Annotated in this window: 13 protein-coding genes and 2 tRNA genes; 6 read left to right on the forward strand and 9 right to left on the reverse strand. The window is 46.2% G+C overall.

Annotated elements, in window-relative coordinates:
* Positions 1-4: 4 nt before the first annotated feature.
* The 4 genes from Micr_RS01805 to Micr_RS01820 all read right to left on the reverse strand — a co-directional run bounded on the left by Micr_RS01805 (position 5) and on the right by Micr_RS01820 (position 4695).
* Positions 5-1048, reverse strand: coding sequence for a DsbA family protein (locus tag Micr_RS01805; RefSeq protein WP_203134952.1), 1044 nt, complete (start codon positions 1046-1048; stop codon positions 5-7).
* Positions 1049-1064: 16 nt separating this feature from the next.
* Positions 1065-1160: transfer RNA gene (locus Micr_RS01810), tRNA-Arg, on the reverse strand.
* A gap of 72 nt (positions 1161-1232) precedes the next feature.
* Complete coding sequence (locus Micr_RS01815) at positions 1233-3125, reverse strand: arginine--tRNA ligase (protein WP_203134953.1); 1893 nt, start codon at positions 3123-3125, stop codon at positions 1233-1235.
* Positions 3126-3147: 22 nt separating this feature from the next.
* Complete coding sequence (locus Micr_RS01820) at positions 3148-4695, reverse strand: NAD(P)H-hydrate dehydratase (RefSeq protein ID WP_203134954.1); 1548 nt, start codon at positions 4693-4695, stop codon at positions 3148-3150.
* Positions 4696-4755: 60 nt separating this feature from the next.
* On the opposite strand from Micr_RS01820, the gene Micr_RS01825 reads away from it, so the two are divergent.
* Positions 4756-5613, forward strand: coding sequence for an AbrB/MazE/SpoVT family DNA-binding domain-containing protein (locus tag Micr_RS01825; RefSeq protein WP_203134955.1), 858 nt, complete (start codon positions 4756-4758; stop codon positions 5611-5613).
* 41 nt (positions 5614-5654) lie between these two features.
* Here the strand turns inward: Micr_RS01825 and Micr_RS01830 are convergent, their stop codons facing one another.
* Entirely contained in the window at positions 5655-5810 is a 156-nt protein-coding gene (locus Micr_RS01830) for a preprotein translocase subunit Sec61beta (protein ID WP_203134956.1), read from the reverse strand.
* Positions 5811-5910: 100 nt separating this feature from the next.
* On the opposite strand from Micr_RS01830, the gene Micr_RS01835 reads away from it, so the two are divergent.
* A complete protein-coding gene (locus Micr_RS01835) occupies positions 5911-6468 on the forward strand; it encodes a hypothetical protein (protein ID WP_203134957.1) in 558 nt (185 codons plus the stop codon).
* A gap of 1 nt (position 6469) precedes the next feature.
* Here the strand turns inward: Micr_RS01835 and ychF are convergent, their stop codons facing one another.
* On the reverse strand, positions 6470-7642 hold the full coding sequence (ychF, locus tag Micr_RS01840; RefSeq protein ID WP_226803569.1) for a YchF-related putative GTPase: 1173 nt from the start codon (positions 7640-7642) through the stop codon (positions 6470-6472).
* Between the two features lie 4 nt (positions 7643-7646).
* The gene (locus tag Micr_RS01845; RefSeq protein WP_226803570.1) at positions 7647-8963 is read right to left on the reverse strand and encodes an APC family permease; all 1317 of its coding nucleotides are present in this window, start codon (positions 8961-8963) and stop codon (positions 7647-7649) included.
* 87 nt (positions 8964-9050) lie between these two features.
* Here Micr_RS01845 and Micr_RS01850 point away from each other — a divergent pair.
* A tRNA-Leu gene (locus Micr_RS01850) sits at positions 9051-9136 on the forward strand.
* A gap of 41 nt (positions 9137-9177) precedes the next feature.
* Positions 9178-10836 (forward strand): hypothetical protein, encoded by a 1659-nt coding sequence (locus tag Micr_RS01855; RefSeq protein WP_226803571.1) that lies wholly within the window; start codon positions 9178-9180, stop codon positions 10834-10836.
* Between the two features lie 31 nt (positions 10837-10867).
* Here the strand turns inward: Micr_RS01855 and Micr_RS01860 are convergent, their stop codons facing one another.
* Positions 10868-11653, reverse strand: a complete 786-nt coding sequence (locus Micr_RS01860; RefSeq protein ID WP_203134959.1) for an NFACT RNA binding domain-containing protein — start codon at positions 11651-11653, stop codon at positions 10868-10870.
* Between the two features lie 4 nt (positions 11654-11657).
* Entirely contained in the window at positions 11658-11861 is a 204-nt protein-coding gene (locus Micr_RS01865; RefSeq protein ID WP_203134960.1) for a protein translocase SEC61 complex subunit gamma, read from the reverse strand.
* A 145-nt stretch (positions 11862-12006) separates the two neighbouring features.
* On the opposite strand from Micr_RS01865, the gene Micr_RS01870 reads away from it, so the two are divergent.
* A complete protein-coding gene (locus Micr_RS01870; RefSeq protein WP_203134961.1) occupies positions 12007-13191 on the forward strand; it encodes a tRNA sulfurtransferase in 1185 nt (394 codons plus the stop codon).
* 171 nt (positions 13192-13362) lie between these two features.
* Positions 13363-13647 (forward strand): hypothetical protein, encoded by a 285-nt coding sequence (locus tag Micr_RS01875; RefSeq protein ID WP_203134962.1) that lies wholly within the window; start codon positions 13363-13365, stop codon positions 13645-13647.
* Positions 13648-13782: the final 135 nt, after the last annotated feature.

Consider the following 13782-nt stretch of genomic DNA (forward strand, 5'->3'; position numbering starts at 1 on the left):
GGTTTTACTTAAGCTGCTCTATGGAGTAGTTTATTGCATCAAGCGCAGTTGCAGGTATGGCCTCATACTTGCAGTTTGCTATGAATACAGGGGTAAAGGTTACGTTGTAGAAGCTTGCAAGCTGCTCCTGCCTCAGGAGTGTTGCCGGAGCGTTGGCCATGCAGTTTCCAAACGAGCTCATGTTGAATCCCGATGCCTGTGCCATAGAATACAGCGTATCGTTAGGGAGCGGACTTCCGTTATACACTGTATTTAATGTGTTCATGAACTGTGGGAACTCTTTCTGTGTTGAGCCGCATGCAAGATAAGCCCCTAGCAGCTGAGTCTGTTCTTCGCCGTAATTCTTGTATTTGCTTATCGAGTATCCGGAAAAGACAAACTTGTAGCTCATGTTTATCTCATTGGAATGGGCTTTGCTTATGTTTATGGCTTGCAGTATGCTGCTTATGGCGCTCGGAGCATAAGGATCCGTTATCAGGTAAACGGGTTCTGGCGTGTTGGACACGCACGTTGTCTTTCCGCTTACGCTTACAACCCCTTGCGCTATCACCGAGTTGTTAGTTATGCTCTTTGGCCTTACCATCTGTATGAAAGGTGTTTCAAGGCTCAGGTTTGAGCCGTAAAACTCCATAGATACGTTAAGCGTTGAATTGGTGAACGGGTCCCTGTACGGAACTATTACAGACCAAGTGTTTGTCGATGGTTGATATGATACTTTTGATCTGTTCAGGTAGGAATAATACGTAAGTATCGAAAGGCTTGAATTTATGTATTGGTAGTTGGCCAGTACCTTGCCTGCTGCATCGAGTACCTGGGACTGGTTATATTTGGGCGTTATGCAGGTGCTGTTGCTTGAAACCCCGTATTGGCACACTATGACGGATTTGAAATTGGCCAGAGAAAATGACAACGCTATCAGCACTATTACCAGTGCTATTAGCCCTATGTGCAGGTAGTCCAAGCCCCCGTGCTTTGAGGCGCTTTTGACTAGGAATACTGGCTCCTTTGCGCCCTTTTGCTTTGCCTTCTTTCCATCCATTCTTGCCATAAAACCACTTTACAGGCGGGCCCGGCGGGATTTTCACCGGATCAAACCGAATTTGAACCCGCGACCTTCACCTTAGGAGGGTGCCGCTCTATCCAAGCTGAGCTACGGGCCCGCATATATCACATATATCTTAGCAGGAAAAATTTATAATGAACTGATTTATACCTTTGTCTTTTTTCCACCTTTACATGCGCTTTACCGGTGTCATGCCCAAAGAAAGCAGGAGTTCCGCCATCAGCTTCTCGAAAGCCTGCGTTATCGCCAGCCTTGCGCTTTTGTCGCCTTCTTCCTGCGCCTTCAATATCGGCGTTGTCTCGTAGAATTTGCTGAATTCGCTTGCCAGAAGCGTCATGTACTCTATGACTATGTTTGGCTTGCACTCCCTGACTGCCTTTTCAAGCACTGTCCGTGCGTAGGATATCCTTTTTATAAGGTCGAATTCCTGCTGGGAAACTGCATAATTCTCTCCCATCTCCTTATTGGTCTCTGCTCCGGGGCTTTCGAGTATTCTTTCCGCCCTTGCATGCGTATACTCGCAATACGGCCCGGAATTGCCCTCGAAGTTAAGCGCCCTGCTCCAAGAGAAAACCAGATTCTTCTCATTGGAAAGCTTGAGGAATTCGTATTTTATGGCCGACATGGCTATCTGGCTCGCGACTTCTGCCTTTTCTGCATCGCTGAGCTCGAACCTGTCGGTTATTAGCCTCGAAGCCTTCTCTTCTGCTTCCCTTATAAGGTCATCGCACGTATATCCGACCCATGTGCCCTTCCTTCCGGAAAGCGATATTCCCTCGAGCTCAACCACTCCATACGCTATATGCTTGATCTTTTCAGAATAGTCGCTACCTCCAAGCAGTGCTATCGCGAGCCTTACAACCGCCTGCTCGTAGCTCTGCCTGGTGTCTATTGTATTTATTGCAACGTCGGCTGCTCCAAAATCCATCTGTGAGCCCTCAGCTCCTGTAGAGTAAAGCGGCTTCTTCTGGGATCCCTGCTCCATGAACATGTGATACGAGAAGCTGTTCGGCAGCAACCCAAGCTTCCACATATGGAAGGCGATGTCCTTGGCTACGTAATTCGGAGCACCATTGCTCCTTACAAGAACCTTTACACCCTCCTTCAGTCCGCCGAAATCACTGGCAAGGTCTCCAAGCTTCGAATGCTCTATTACTATGCAGTTTGCATATTCTCCCTCTGATGGTTTTGTTATGATTCCCTTGCCTTGCATTTTATCCAGCGCCTCGTCAAGGAGCTTCTTCCTTACTATGTCGCTTTCCCATACAAGTACGTCGTGATATATGCCCATCTTTGCCAGTGTTTCGTATTCTGCCTTGACGAAGTTTTCAGCCATTTCCCTGGCTGTCTTTGATTCGTATGTCCCGTCCTGCTCCATGTTTACAAGTATCTGCGAAATCTCGTCCTTTATATTTTTGTCTTCGAGCAGCTTGTTCACAGCGACGTAGACCTCCCCTATCATGCTGTCGAATTTCTTATTGCTGTCGAACGTTATGCCTATTTTCTCCATGTGCGACAGGCCCCAAATGACCTCAGCGACCTGCAGCCCCAAATCGTCTATATAATCTTCACGCTCTACTTTGTATCCTGCCCTTTCGTGTAGATTTGCAATTCCATCGCCCAAAAGGACGTTCCTAACCTGGCCCATGTGCATCGGGTGTGCGGGGTTTATGCTAGGGTATTCTATTATGGCCTTCTTCCCGCTCCATGCCTTCGAGGAGAATATTTTTTCTTCGCTTACGGCGAAATCAACGACGTCCCTTGAATACGTATTGCGCTCTATGGTAAAATTTACAAAGCCGTTCTTCTGTGATACCTCCGCCACATATTTCGGCTTCGAGATGAGTTCTACTATATTCTTTGCCAGCTCTCCCGCATTCAGAGACTTTGCCTTCGCTATCCTCAAAACAACGCTAGAGGAGATGTCGCCGAACATCTTTGATGTGTCTATGCTCTTTGCTATCTCCTCGTCGAATTCGCCATATCCCGCCCTGTCAAGGGCATCTTTCATTGAAGACCTTATCCCTTCAATCAATTCTCCATACGGTCCGTATTCATGCATATTATCATTCCGCAAAATCAAATCAATAGCTAATCCTGTCAAACTCCTTTATAATTCTAGGTATGGAGACGGCCACGTCATATGCAGTTGCGTGAAGCCCCATCTCTTCATTCAGCATTTCTCCTATCTGGGTGTGAACATAAACGCCTGCGGCAGCAGACTCGAAAAGCGATCCTTTGTTTATCGATATGTAGCTGGCTATTATGCCGGCAAGCACGTCTCCTGTTCCCATTGTAGAAAGCGTCGGGCTCTCGGCCTTGTTTATCTTTAGCCTGGTGCCGTCAGTTATTATGGTGTCGTTGCCTTTGAGCACAAGCGTGCATCCGTACGTTTTCGCGAAATCTATTGCGGTATATATCTTGGAATTGAGGTCGCGCTTTGAAAGGTCGATCCCGCACAAATGCTTGAATTCTCCGGTGTGGGGAGTCAGCACCATGTTGCTTCCTATCAGGTTCTTGTACCTGGAAAGCATTTTGAGAGCAGCGGCATCTGCAACTATCCATTTGGATGCACTTTTCTCGTAAGCGAGAAGCTCGGAGAATCCTTTGTAGTCGAAGTAGTCTTCTTTTATTCCGGGCCCTATGACCATTGCTTCGTGTCTCACTGATTTTATTTCTGCTATGTCCTCTGCAGAAAATCTTTTTTTGGATATGGTCTTGAGTATGAGCTCAGGCATCGGCCTCTGCTCGTTTACCAAAGAATCCTCTGGCGATATTACCGTTACATAACCAGAACCGGTTTTAAGCGCGGCCAGCGCATGCTCTGCCGCCATGCCTGACAACATTGGAGCTCCCCTGTAATCCGAGCTGCCTCCAAGAACTGCAACAGTCCCGTGCTCGTACTTGTTCGCATTTATAAACCTCGGTTTTGTCGCGAGCATTACGTCCCCTGGTCCTGTCATAAGCTCTACAGAGGTAGGTATGCCAGTGTTCAATATGTTTACTGAATAATCGGACTTGCCTTTTTCGAGAAAGCTCTTCATTTTGTGTATTGCAAAAAGCATGTCTGGGGCCACGGCGTTTATGTTTTTCGAGCCGGTGTCGCCGTTTACACCTGAAGGCACATCTATTGATATCACATATTTATTGGAGTCGTTTATCGCCCTGATTGCGCGTGACATCGTTTCGCCGAGTCGCCCATGCATGCCTATGCCTATTATGGCATCTACAACGTCGTCGGATTTTTTCAGCATGGACCTGAGCTTTCCGATGCCTTCGGAGTCTATAACCTCTATGTCGACTATGCTTTCCGCTATCCTGTAATTGAATTTCAGGCTGTCGCTGTGTATGTCATCCGGGTTTCCCAAGAAGGCAAGCTGCACGTCCGCGATGTCCATCAGGTGCCTTGCAGCGGCCATGCCTATGGCGCCCTTGCCGCCGGGCCCGCACACGAACGTTATCCTGTCATTCCTGTGCTTCCTGCTAAGGTTTTCAGCTATCGCTGCACCGGCAGTTTCGACCATGGACCTTTCGTTTATGCCCATCGCTTTGGCGTTTGCCATTACCGCGTAAGCGTCGTCTATACTGAGGTACTTTTTTGTGTAAAGGACAAACTCTTTTAGCTTTTGCATCTTATTAATTCCGTAATTCATAAATAAAAATGTGGTGTTTCAATAGCGAAGGTCTATAGGGTGAAGGACGGTCTCGCGATAAGCATGCCGAGGGAAGTAGTGAAGACGCTTGGCATAAGGGAAGGGGATGACATAGACTTCATACAATACAAGGACTCATACTACATAATAGCAAAGAGGAGCGACATAGCCAAGCTCATAACCGGCTCGGCCGCACAGGCGGCAGTTTCACAGCAGCAGGAAAATCCTGCAGCCAACGTTCCCAAGCTGTCCGAAGCGGAGATAAGCGTCCTCAAGAAGCTTGATACCCTAAGGTACAGCATGCGCACCACTCCAGAAGTAGCAAAGATACTAGGGAAAGAAGAGAGAATAACATTCAAGCAGCTCGAGAAGAAGCACGTGATAGTCCCGTTCAAGGACGAGCAGCAGAAGACCCACTACAGCATACAGAAGATGTTCTACGACAGCTACCTCATGCGGAAGAGGCCAGCCGAGCAGCCAAAGCAGGAATACAAGCTGAGCCTAAGCAAGGGCAAGGTGGCAGAAGCGGCAAAGTCTAGTACGGCACCCATAAGCGCCATAGAGAAGTACATGGACGCACTTCAGAATGCCGGATACATAGTCGTGCCAACAGAAGCGGAAGCATCGGCCATATCTGCTGCATTGGAAGACAGCATCAGGCGAGGGCTGGTGGTTGGCACCAGGGCCTTCAACAAGAAATTTTACATCGTAATGCGCTCGTTCATAAATGCTAACACTCCTGCAATAACCGCACAGATTTCCGATAAGAGCTCGTCAGTTCCAGTTATAGCGAAGGCATGCAAACTGGACGAAGAAGCGATAAGGGCAGTGCTTTACATACTGGCAGAGAGCGGAGAGGTAACTGAAGTCCGAAAAGACATATTCAGGCTTGCGTAACGCTTAGGCTCTGTTTATAACAAGCGCAAAAGCCGCAGACTTCATACGTATATGAAGTGGTCCAGCAGTATTACTGCAAGAGCGAATACAATAACCACAATAAGCACTATCTTCGGGTTAAGCTTTGGCCCTTTTGCGGGTGCATCGTAGAAGCTAAGCACGCCTGCCTGCGATTGCGGTGAATATAATGATGCCATCTATAAGCACTTTGTTACGCGGTTTATATGCTTCTGAATATTAATAAAGCTTTTGCACGTCCAAAAGCAAACGCTTTATATCTCTTGCCAGATAGTATATATGTATGGTGATCTCCTGGCAGCGCAAAAAGATTCGAAAACCAGCATAAACGGAGAGGAGCCCTGGATAAAAAATCCAATCCCTGTACAAAGCCAAAACAATCGGGAGAGCAATGACAATGCCAAGACAAGCCTTTTTGGGCCCCTGTTCCTTTGGGCTTTGGTCATAATAATCGGAATAGTCCTCGAGGTCGTGATTCCTGCATTGCTTGGCAAGAGCTATGCATCAAGTGCAGCATCGTACAAAGCCATTGGCAATTACATACTGGCGTTGCCAGGGGTTATAATATTGCCGCTCATAATATCCGTGTGGATAGGCCACAGGGTCGGAGAAAAGTCATCAAGCGTGGCCAACGCGCTCAAGAGCGGCCTGCTGAACGGGGTCTACGCCTCAATAGTTTACGGCGTCATAATATTTGTCGCCCAGCTGATGCTTAAATATACAACTTCGTACGCCCTGACAACCTCATTTCTGCTAAGATATGTGGTTGCAATACCAATGGCCATAGTTATAGTTTTCACGATAATAATAGCAGTGCTGAACGAGATGCGCCACTGAACTATTTTGCAGTGCTGACTATTTTTATTATGTCTCCGTCCTTTAGCACGTAATTCTTGGCCAGCCTCATCTTGCTAATTGCGTCGATCGCATACAGCATTCCCTTGCCTATGTCCGTATGTATTTTCATCGCCAGGTCGTATGCTGTCGACCCTCTTTCCATAAGGATCGCATCCGGCAGCACGTTGCCGGAATGGTCGGAAAACTTGTTTTCATCCTCGACCGGGTAAACGACTATATTGCCCATCGCTTTGAATACAAGCTCGTTGAGCACCTTCTGGACCCCTGTCCCTCTGGATTCGACAAAGCCTTTCATGTAATCAAGGGCCTTTTTCTGCTCTGCATTCGGATTTCCCAATATCTCTATTTTGCCCTTGAGCGGGTCATAGCTTATCATTCCGGAATCCTTCGCTTTCTTCAGCGCCAGCTCAAGAGCTGCAGAGCACATTACGGTTTCCATTCCGCGTTCGGAAGCCTTTTCACGTATCGCGTTTTCATTGGCTTTCGCGCCTTCTGCGTCGGCCTTGTTCGCCGCAACTATAAAGTGCTTCGAGCCCAGTATTGCAGCCGATGAGAATTTCCTTATCTCTTCGTCGCTCCACGCTATGCGCTTAGACTGCAGCCCAAGCCTTTCAACGGCAGTTTCTATGCTTGCCCTTGTAACATTGAATACTGTAAGCACGTCAGCAAGAGCATCCACCCCAGATTCTTTCTTGGACATCTGCGGCATGTGCTTTTTTATTATGGCAGAAATCCATTCGACAAGCTCTGACATTATCATCTCGAGGTCGTCAGCCGGATTGCCTGCTCCCTCATTCCCATATGCATCGGTTCTGCCGCTTGCGTCAACCACTATTATGAAGCCATCAGCTCCTGCGAGGTCATTTAGAAACTGGTTTCCCATTCCCTTTCCCTCGTGCGCTCCAGGGACCAATCCTGCCACGTCTATTATGTTTACCGGAACCAATCGCATTCCGTTTTCGCAAAGGGAGTTTCTGGGCTCGCATTTTTTCCCTATCTTCTTCTCTGCGCATTCTTCTGACACGTAGGCAACGCCCTTGTTCGGGTCTATGGTGGTGAACGGGTAATTGGCAATTTTAGCCTCGCCAGATGTCAGCGCCGAAAATAATGTGCTCTTGCCCTTGTTCGGTGCGCCTATTATTCCTACTATCATGGTATCATTTGAAAAGTTTTTCCTTTACGGGGCGTTTTTCGTCAATTTCGATTATCGCGTAATAAATGACAATCAGCGATATTATAATCATGACGCCTATCACGAGCGCCTCTTTAGGCATCCCTATCATGAACGCCATTACTGCTACTATGGATATTATTGGCACATACGGGTAAAACGGGGTTTTGAAGCTTCCGGATCTTTTTATGCGCCTGAAATGTATCACGGCAAAGCTTGAAAGCATATAAGAGAAAAGCAGACCGAAATTGCTTATTGCTGCTATGACATATATGTTTCCGGCGAAGAGCATTACTACGCCTATTGCAGAAGATATTATTACCCCGTTTAGCGCAACGTCTCTTTTCCTGTTAAATCTCGTAACTATTTTTGGCAAAAGCTTGTCTTCTCCTATCTGGTAAAGTATCCTGGAAGACGTAAGTATCATAGCGAGCGTTGCTGATGTCGTCGCAATCATCGCGCCTATATCCACTATAATGGAGATATAGCCTGGAGCATGTACGTAGCTGAGCGCAAAAGCCAAAGGATCTGCAGAAACTGTATACTTTGCAACAGGGACAAGCAGCATAAGGGCTAGAACTACGAGAACATAAACTACGATGCTTATGATTACGGAATAAATTATTGCCCTGGCGGCCTTGTTGGCTCCGCCTTCAACTTCGGAAGTAAACGTACTTATTGCCTGGAATCCGGAATATGCAAAGAATATGGCCACGCTTGCGGCAAAGATAGCAGCCAATCCTGCTTTGCTTGCCGGTGTTGTAAGGTACGAAAAGCTGAAATGTCCTCCTCCTGAAAAGGCGAATACTGCCGCGAAAGCCACGAATATTGCCAGTATGCTTATCTTCACTACGACAAGCCCGAAATCCATCTTTGCCGCTTTCTTTATGCCGTAAATGTTGACCAAAGAGAGCACGAATATGAGCACCATGGCTATGTATATGGAATATCCGCTCCCAAGCCCTAGAAAGCTGGCCGCGTATGAACCGAATCCGAGCGCTACAGCCGCTATGGCAGTAGCGAAGCTGAAATAAAGCAGTATTCCGGTTATGAAACCGAGCTGGCTGCCAAAAGCCTCGTATACAAACGAATATGCTGCACCCTTTGCCTTCGGCATTATCGAGCCCAATTCTCCGAGCTGGAAGGCGATAAGCGCAGCAACTATCCCGACAAATACAAACGCTATAAGCGCGTATGCTCCTGCGAGAGCTATTGCAGTCCCGCTAAGCACAAATATGCCTGCGCCTATTATCGCGCCTAGAGCTACTGCCGTTGCAACAGGTACGCTTATCTTTTTTGACACTAAAAAACCTGATCCGAGCGATGTAAGATTGAACGATGCTATATTTATTAAAAGGTAAATAAAATAAAGCTATACACATAGAGCAGTGCAGGGATGGCAGAGCCTGGCCAAATGCGACGGGTTTAGGGCCCGTTCCCGTAGAGGGTTCGAGAGTTCAAATCTCTCTCCCTGCAATAATAAATTTATTAATATCTAAATAAATCTACCTGGTTGAATGGGAAAAACCACTTCGCACAAAGCACAAAGTGCAATGGAATACCTTATGACATACGGCTGGGCAATATTGATAATAGCTATTGTTCTTGCAGCTTTGTTCTCTCTTGGTATTTTCAGTTCTGGTTCTCTCATAGGGACCACGTGCATTGCAAATTCCGGCTTCTTATGCAGCTCGCCGATAGCGTATGGAACTACCTTTACTGCTACGATAGGCGAGGCCACAGGTGTGCCATGGACAAACGTTGTCCTTTGCTTTGTTCCTGACGGAGTGTCAGAGCCTTCTTCCTGCTCTGGATATCCTTCGGTTGCTGCAGGAAACATACGAAGCGGCGCACCCAAAACCTATTCATTTACCATACTGTCTTCCAGTTCAACAACCAGCGGATATATATGGGCACAGTACGACGAAGCAAGCTATTCTGGCCTAATGTCCGAACTCGCAACCGTGACGATGAAGGGATTGAAACCAAGTTCAGCCACTACGTCAATTTCTTCTACCAGCACTTCAACAAAAACTACAACTTCCACATCTACAACTACATTAACAACCACTTCCACAACCTCCACATCTACAACAACTACAATTTTGCCTTCGGGAGTAACGGATTATGCAAATGTCGTAATAACAAACTCGCAGAGCACAGCCACTCCAGCACCCTTCCAGCAGGAAGTGCAGATCCCTGAATCAGACTATTCAAACTATATCTCATACAACGGCGTCTCTGCAAATTTCGAATTCTTCGCCAGCGGAGGTTCCGTTATACCTGCGTGGATAGAGAGCAACAGCAGTGGCACATTGACAGTTTGGCTGAATCTCGCGAACGGGATTCCTGCCTCAAACAGCATAACCGTATACCTTGGCTTTGCTCCGAAGACCACAAACCTGCTCTCAAGCAGTGGCACAACAGGCATCGGTGAAGCTCCTCAGCTTTCGCCATCATACGCCGAATACGACGATGGGGCGAGTGTGTTCAACTTTTACAGCGACTTCAAAGGAACGAGCTTAAATACAAACAAATGGACAAGTGGAACGTCAAATGGGGGGACTATAACAGTAAACAATGGTATTACTTTAACATATTCAAGCTCATCTGCAGGAGGGGCTTGGATTGTCGGTAATCAATATTTCTCTCAATCATCCAATGTTGTTTTTGAAGCACTGTTTAATATGTATGGAACTTCAAACTTTGATGATACCAGAGGAAGAATGTATTGGTGGGAACAAGGACAGACAAGTATTGCAGACGATAATGACGGCGCTATTACTGAAATTTTAGGGGAAGGCGATTACGGGTATTATACCTTATCATCTATAGGCGCAAACATAGCAAACATAATGTTACCTGCTGAAACTATCTCTATCTTAGGGACACTTCCGGCTCCTTCATCTTCTTCTGATTATAATGTAATGTCACAACAGATACTTGCTTCAGGGACTTTTATATTTAATACGCTTAATTATCCTTCATATTCTTTAATTGCCAGTAAAACAGTTACAGGCTCAACTACCAATTCTTTCTCTCCATTAATTCAAGCTTCTGATGATGGCTCTAGTGGAAATACTGTAACTTTTAATGTTCAGTGGGTTCGTGTCCGTGCCTATCCACCCAGCGGAGTAATGCCAAGCGTCAGCTTGGGATCTGTGATAATTGGCTGATTCACTTTATACGAAGGCATACGCGCAAAAATCAATCCTTTCCAATCTCTATGCTGAAAGGCCCCGCAGGTATCTGCTGCATTATGTAGTCGAGGTCGTCGTAATCGTCTAGTTCATGCGCAATCTTCTTTGCTGCGTCGCTCTTCTTATCCTTGCCCTGCGATATAACAACGTATTTTTTGGGCTTTAGCCGTTCCATTGCCTTTTCAGGTACCACATATAGCTTATCATCTTCTACAAATGCTGTCAAACCCAATTGCGTGTTGCGGAACCACTCGCGCTCGCCGCTCAGCAAAAAGCTCCCGGTCCCTATTGAGCCCTTGGAAGTCGCCTTGCTTACCTGCTCCCTTTTCATGCAGTATACGTCTACGCTCCTCTGCATGTTGTCCCATGCGCTCGAATAGCTTGCTGCAAACTGTGCCGCTTCCTCCTTGGCTTTCTGCGCAGCTGAAGATCCGTTTTTGAGTATGACAACAGAAGCACCGAATATGTCTGCGTGGAAAAACAGGTCTTCTTCCTCAAAGTAATCAGAATTAAGCTTCTCGTTCTGCTTCGCATCGCGCCCTCCTATTGCAAGCAATCCTTCATCGGTATTGAACCAGTGGAATTTCTCGTACCATTCTCGTTTCCTTACCTTTTTCACTGCTGCCTTGCTGCTGCGTTCTTTGAAGGAGTCCTTTTCAGATTTGAGCCTTTTTTCCAGTTCTTCAATGCTGCGCTTTGCGCCCTCTGCCTTGTGCGCCAGCCTTTTGGACCTCACATAGTAATCGTTGGCGTTGTCCTGCGCGCTTTTGGTGAAGTCTATCTTTACTTCCATGAAATCATATTAGGGAAAGGTTTCCCGCTATGGCAAGGGATATTATTATTCCGAGAATAAGACCAAGCACTCCCACTATAAGTATGCCTATTATTATGACCTTGGCAGTCTTCTTGAATTCATCGTTCTTGGGCCTGTAGCTTATGTTGATGATATGCCTCGAATTCGTCCAAAAGCTGCGAAGCCTTTTAACTACGTTCATGTCCATGCAAATACCGATAATGCTATAACTGCGCTTATAAATAGCACGCTGTATATTTATTTTTAGCTGCGCAGTATTAAAAACATGCTGCACCAATGCCATTGCATTCGCCTTAAATATTTTCAATGCAAAAATGTTCTCCTGTGTAACCATGCCCGAAATGCAAAGATATGAAGGAATAGTCATACACTTCGGCGAGCTGTGGCTAAAGGGCAGGAACAGGCACGATTTCATAAGCGCGCTGCTGCGCAACATAAAGCTTGCCCTTCCTGATGAATACAAATCAAAGCTTGTCAAGATGCGCGACAGGCTCATGCTTGAAGTCCAATCCAACGAGGATATCGTCATATGCATGGGTGTGCTCTCTAACGTTTTCGGCATATCGTGGTTCGCGCCCTTCATGAAATCTGGAACTGATATGGATTCAATGATCTCCGTAGCCAACTCATTTTTCAATGCGGGCGAGAATGTAAAGATAGAGCCGCACAGGTCCAGCAAAAAGGGGCCAATGACATCAAAGGACATAGTCTCAAATTTCATAAAAAGGCAGGCAGAGCTCAAGTTCGTTCCAGAGAAACTCGGGGAAAAAAGGCTTTATATAGACGTTCTGGAGGATTTCTGCATAGTGCACAGCAAGAAGCGAAAGGGCCTCGGTGGTCTTCCAGTGGGCACATCCGGCAGGGCCGTAGTCCTGCTATCCGGAGGCATAGACTCACCAGTAGCTGCGTACTATGCGCTCAAGCGAGGATTGGAACCAATATACATTCACTTCTATGCCTATGGCAGCATCAAAGAGTTTTACGATACGAAGATGCCAAAGATTCTGAATTTATTGCTGAAATATTATCCAAGGGCAAAGGTGTATGCAGTTCCAGTGCATCTTTTCCAGATATCTGCCATGAAAGAGCAGCAGAAATACGAAGTGGTACTATTCAAAAAATTCATATACGAAACCGCGCAGATCATATCCGAAATGGAGAAAGCCAAGGTCATAGTTACGGGAGAGAGCCTTGGGCAGGTATCATCTCAGACAGCTGAAAACCTTGCTGCTACGTCGCAGAACATACACTATCTTATTTTCAGGCCGCTGCTGGGCTTTGACAAGCAGGAGATAATAACAAAGTCAAAGGAGCTTGGCATATATGACCTTTCTATAATGCCATACAAGGATGCTTGCTCGCTCAGGTCAAGGAATCCTGTAACGCGCATAAGCTCTACGGCGCTGGAATCCATATATTCAAGGGCTGGGCTCGAACAGATGCCATCACAGAGCATAGAAAAGGCACGCATTGGATTCTGGAACGGCAAATCAATAGAACACTATCCAAAGGATTAACCATAATTATGCGGTTTTCAGCGCTGCCAGTTTCAAAGGCACCACAAACCCCAAAACCCTAAGCTGAAAAACCCAAAAGAGAGATTTTGCAAGCCTTAAGCATAAATATAAAACTGCGTCATCTTTTTAAATATTCGCTCAATATATTTATTGACAATTCAAGGTGTAAAAATGGCTGAGAAAAAACAGGAAAAAATTATAGTGACGCTGGACCCAAGCATGGAGTACGCCAGGCGCTTGCACTATAACGAGAAACATTCGGGCTGGTCGATATTCAGGGCAATATATTGGAGCATATACATATTCGTTTTCGGGGTACTGCTGTACACGCTGGTCCCTGCGGGCATGCCAGTATCAGCATTCTTCGGGCTTGCAATAATGGTGCTTGCTATATTTGTGATAGTATACGGATTCAGCACATCACTTCACCTGAAGCTAATGAAGAGATACGCATAAGGCCATAATGGCCTTGTGCCTTTTTGTTTTTTCTTTTCCTTTATATTTCCATTTATAATTGCATCTTAATGAAAAAGCTGTGTAGAACCGCTAGCACTACCAATCGTGTAGTATTTATAATATTTGCCAATAAAT

The sequence above is a fragment of the Candidatus Micrarchaeum sp. genome, from assembly GCF_016806735.1.
Lineage (GTDB): Archaea > Micrarchaeota > Micrarchaeia > Micrarchaeales > Micrarchaeaceae > Micrarchaeum_A > Micrarchaeum_A acidiphilum_A.

What these genes read in the sequence shown, in the direction of transcription:
- Micr_RS01805 (WP_203134952.1), bottom strand. Translation starts at nt 1,048, where the DNA reads ATGGCAAGAATGGATGGAAAGAAGGCAAAGCAAAAGGGCGCAAAGGAG.
- Micr_RS01815 (WP_203134953.1), bottom strand. Translation starts at nt 3,125, where the DNA reads ATGCATGAATACGGACCGTATGGAGAATTGATTGAAGGGATAAGGTCT.
- Micr_RS01820 (WP_203134954.1), bottom strand. Translation starts at nt 4,695, where the DNA reads ATGCAAAAGCTAAAAGAGTTTGTCCTTTACACAAAAAAGTACCTCAGT.
- Micr_RS01830 (WP_203134956.1), bottom strand. Translation starts at nt 5,810, where the DNA reads ATGGCATCATTATATTCACCGCAATCGCAGGCAGGCGTGCTTAGCTTC.
- Micr_RS01835 (WP_203134957.1), top strand. Translation starts at nt 5,911, where the DNA reads ATGTATGGTGATCTCCTGGCAGCGCAAAAAGATTCGAAAACCAGCATA.
- ychF (WP_226803569.1), bottom strand. Translation starts at nt 7,642, where the DNA reads ATGATAGTAGGAATAATAGGCGCACCGAACAAGGGCAAGAGCACATTA.
- Micr_RS01855 (WP_226803571.1), top strand. Translation starts at nt 9,178, where the DNA reads ATGGGAAAAACCACTTCGCACAAAGCACAAAGTGCAATGGAATACCTT.
- Micr_RS01860 (WP_203134959.1), bottom strand. Translation starts at nt 11,653, where the DNA reads ATGGAAGTAAAGATAGACTTCACCAAAAGCGCGCAGGACAACGCCAAC.
- Micr_RS01865 (WP_203134960.1), bottom strand. Translation starts at nt 11,861, where the DNA reads ATGGACATGAACGTAGTTAAAAGGCTTCGCAGCTTTTGGACGAATTCG.
- Micr_RS01870 (WP_203134961.1), top strand. Translation starts at nt 12,007, where the DNA reads ATGCCCGAAATGCAAAGATATGAAGGAATAGTCATACACTTCGGCGAG.
- Micr_RS01875 (WP_203134962.1), top strand. Translation starts at nt 13,363, where the DNA reads ATGGCTGAGAAAAAACAGGAAAAAATTATAGTGACGCTGGACCCAAGC.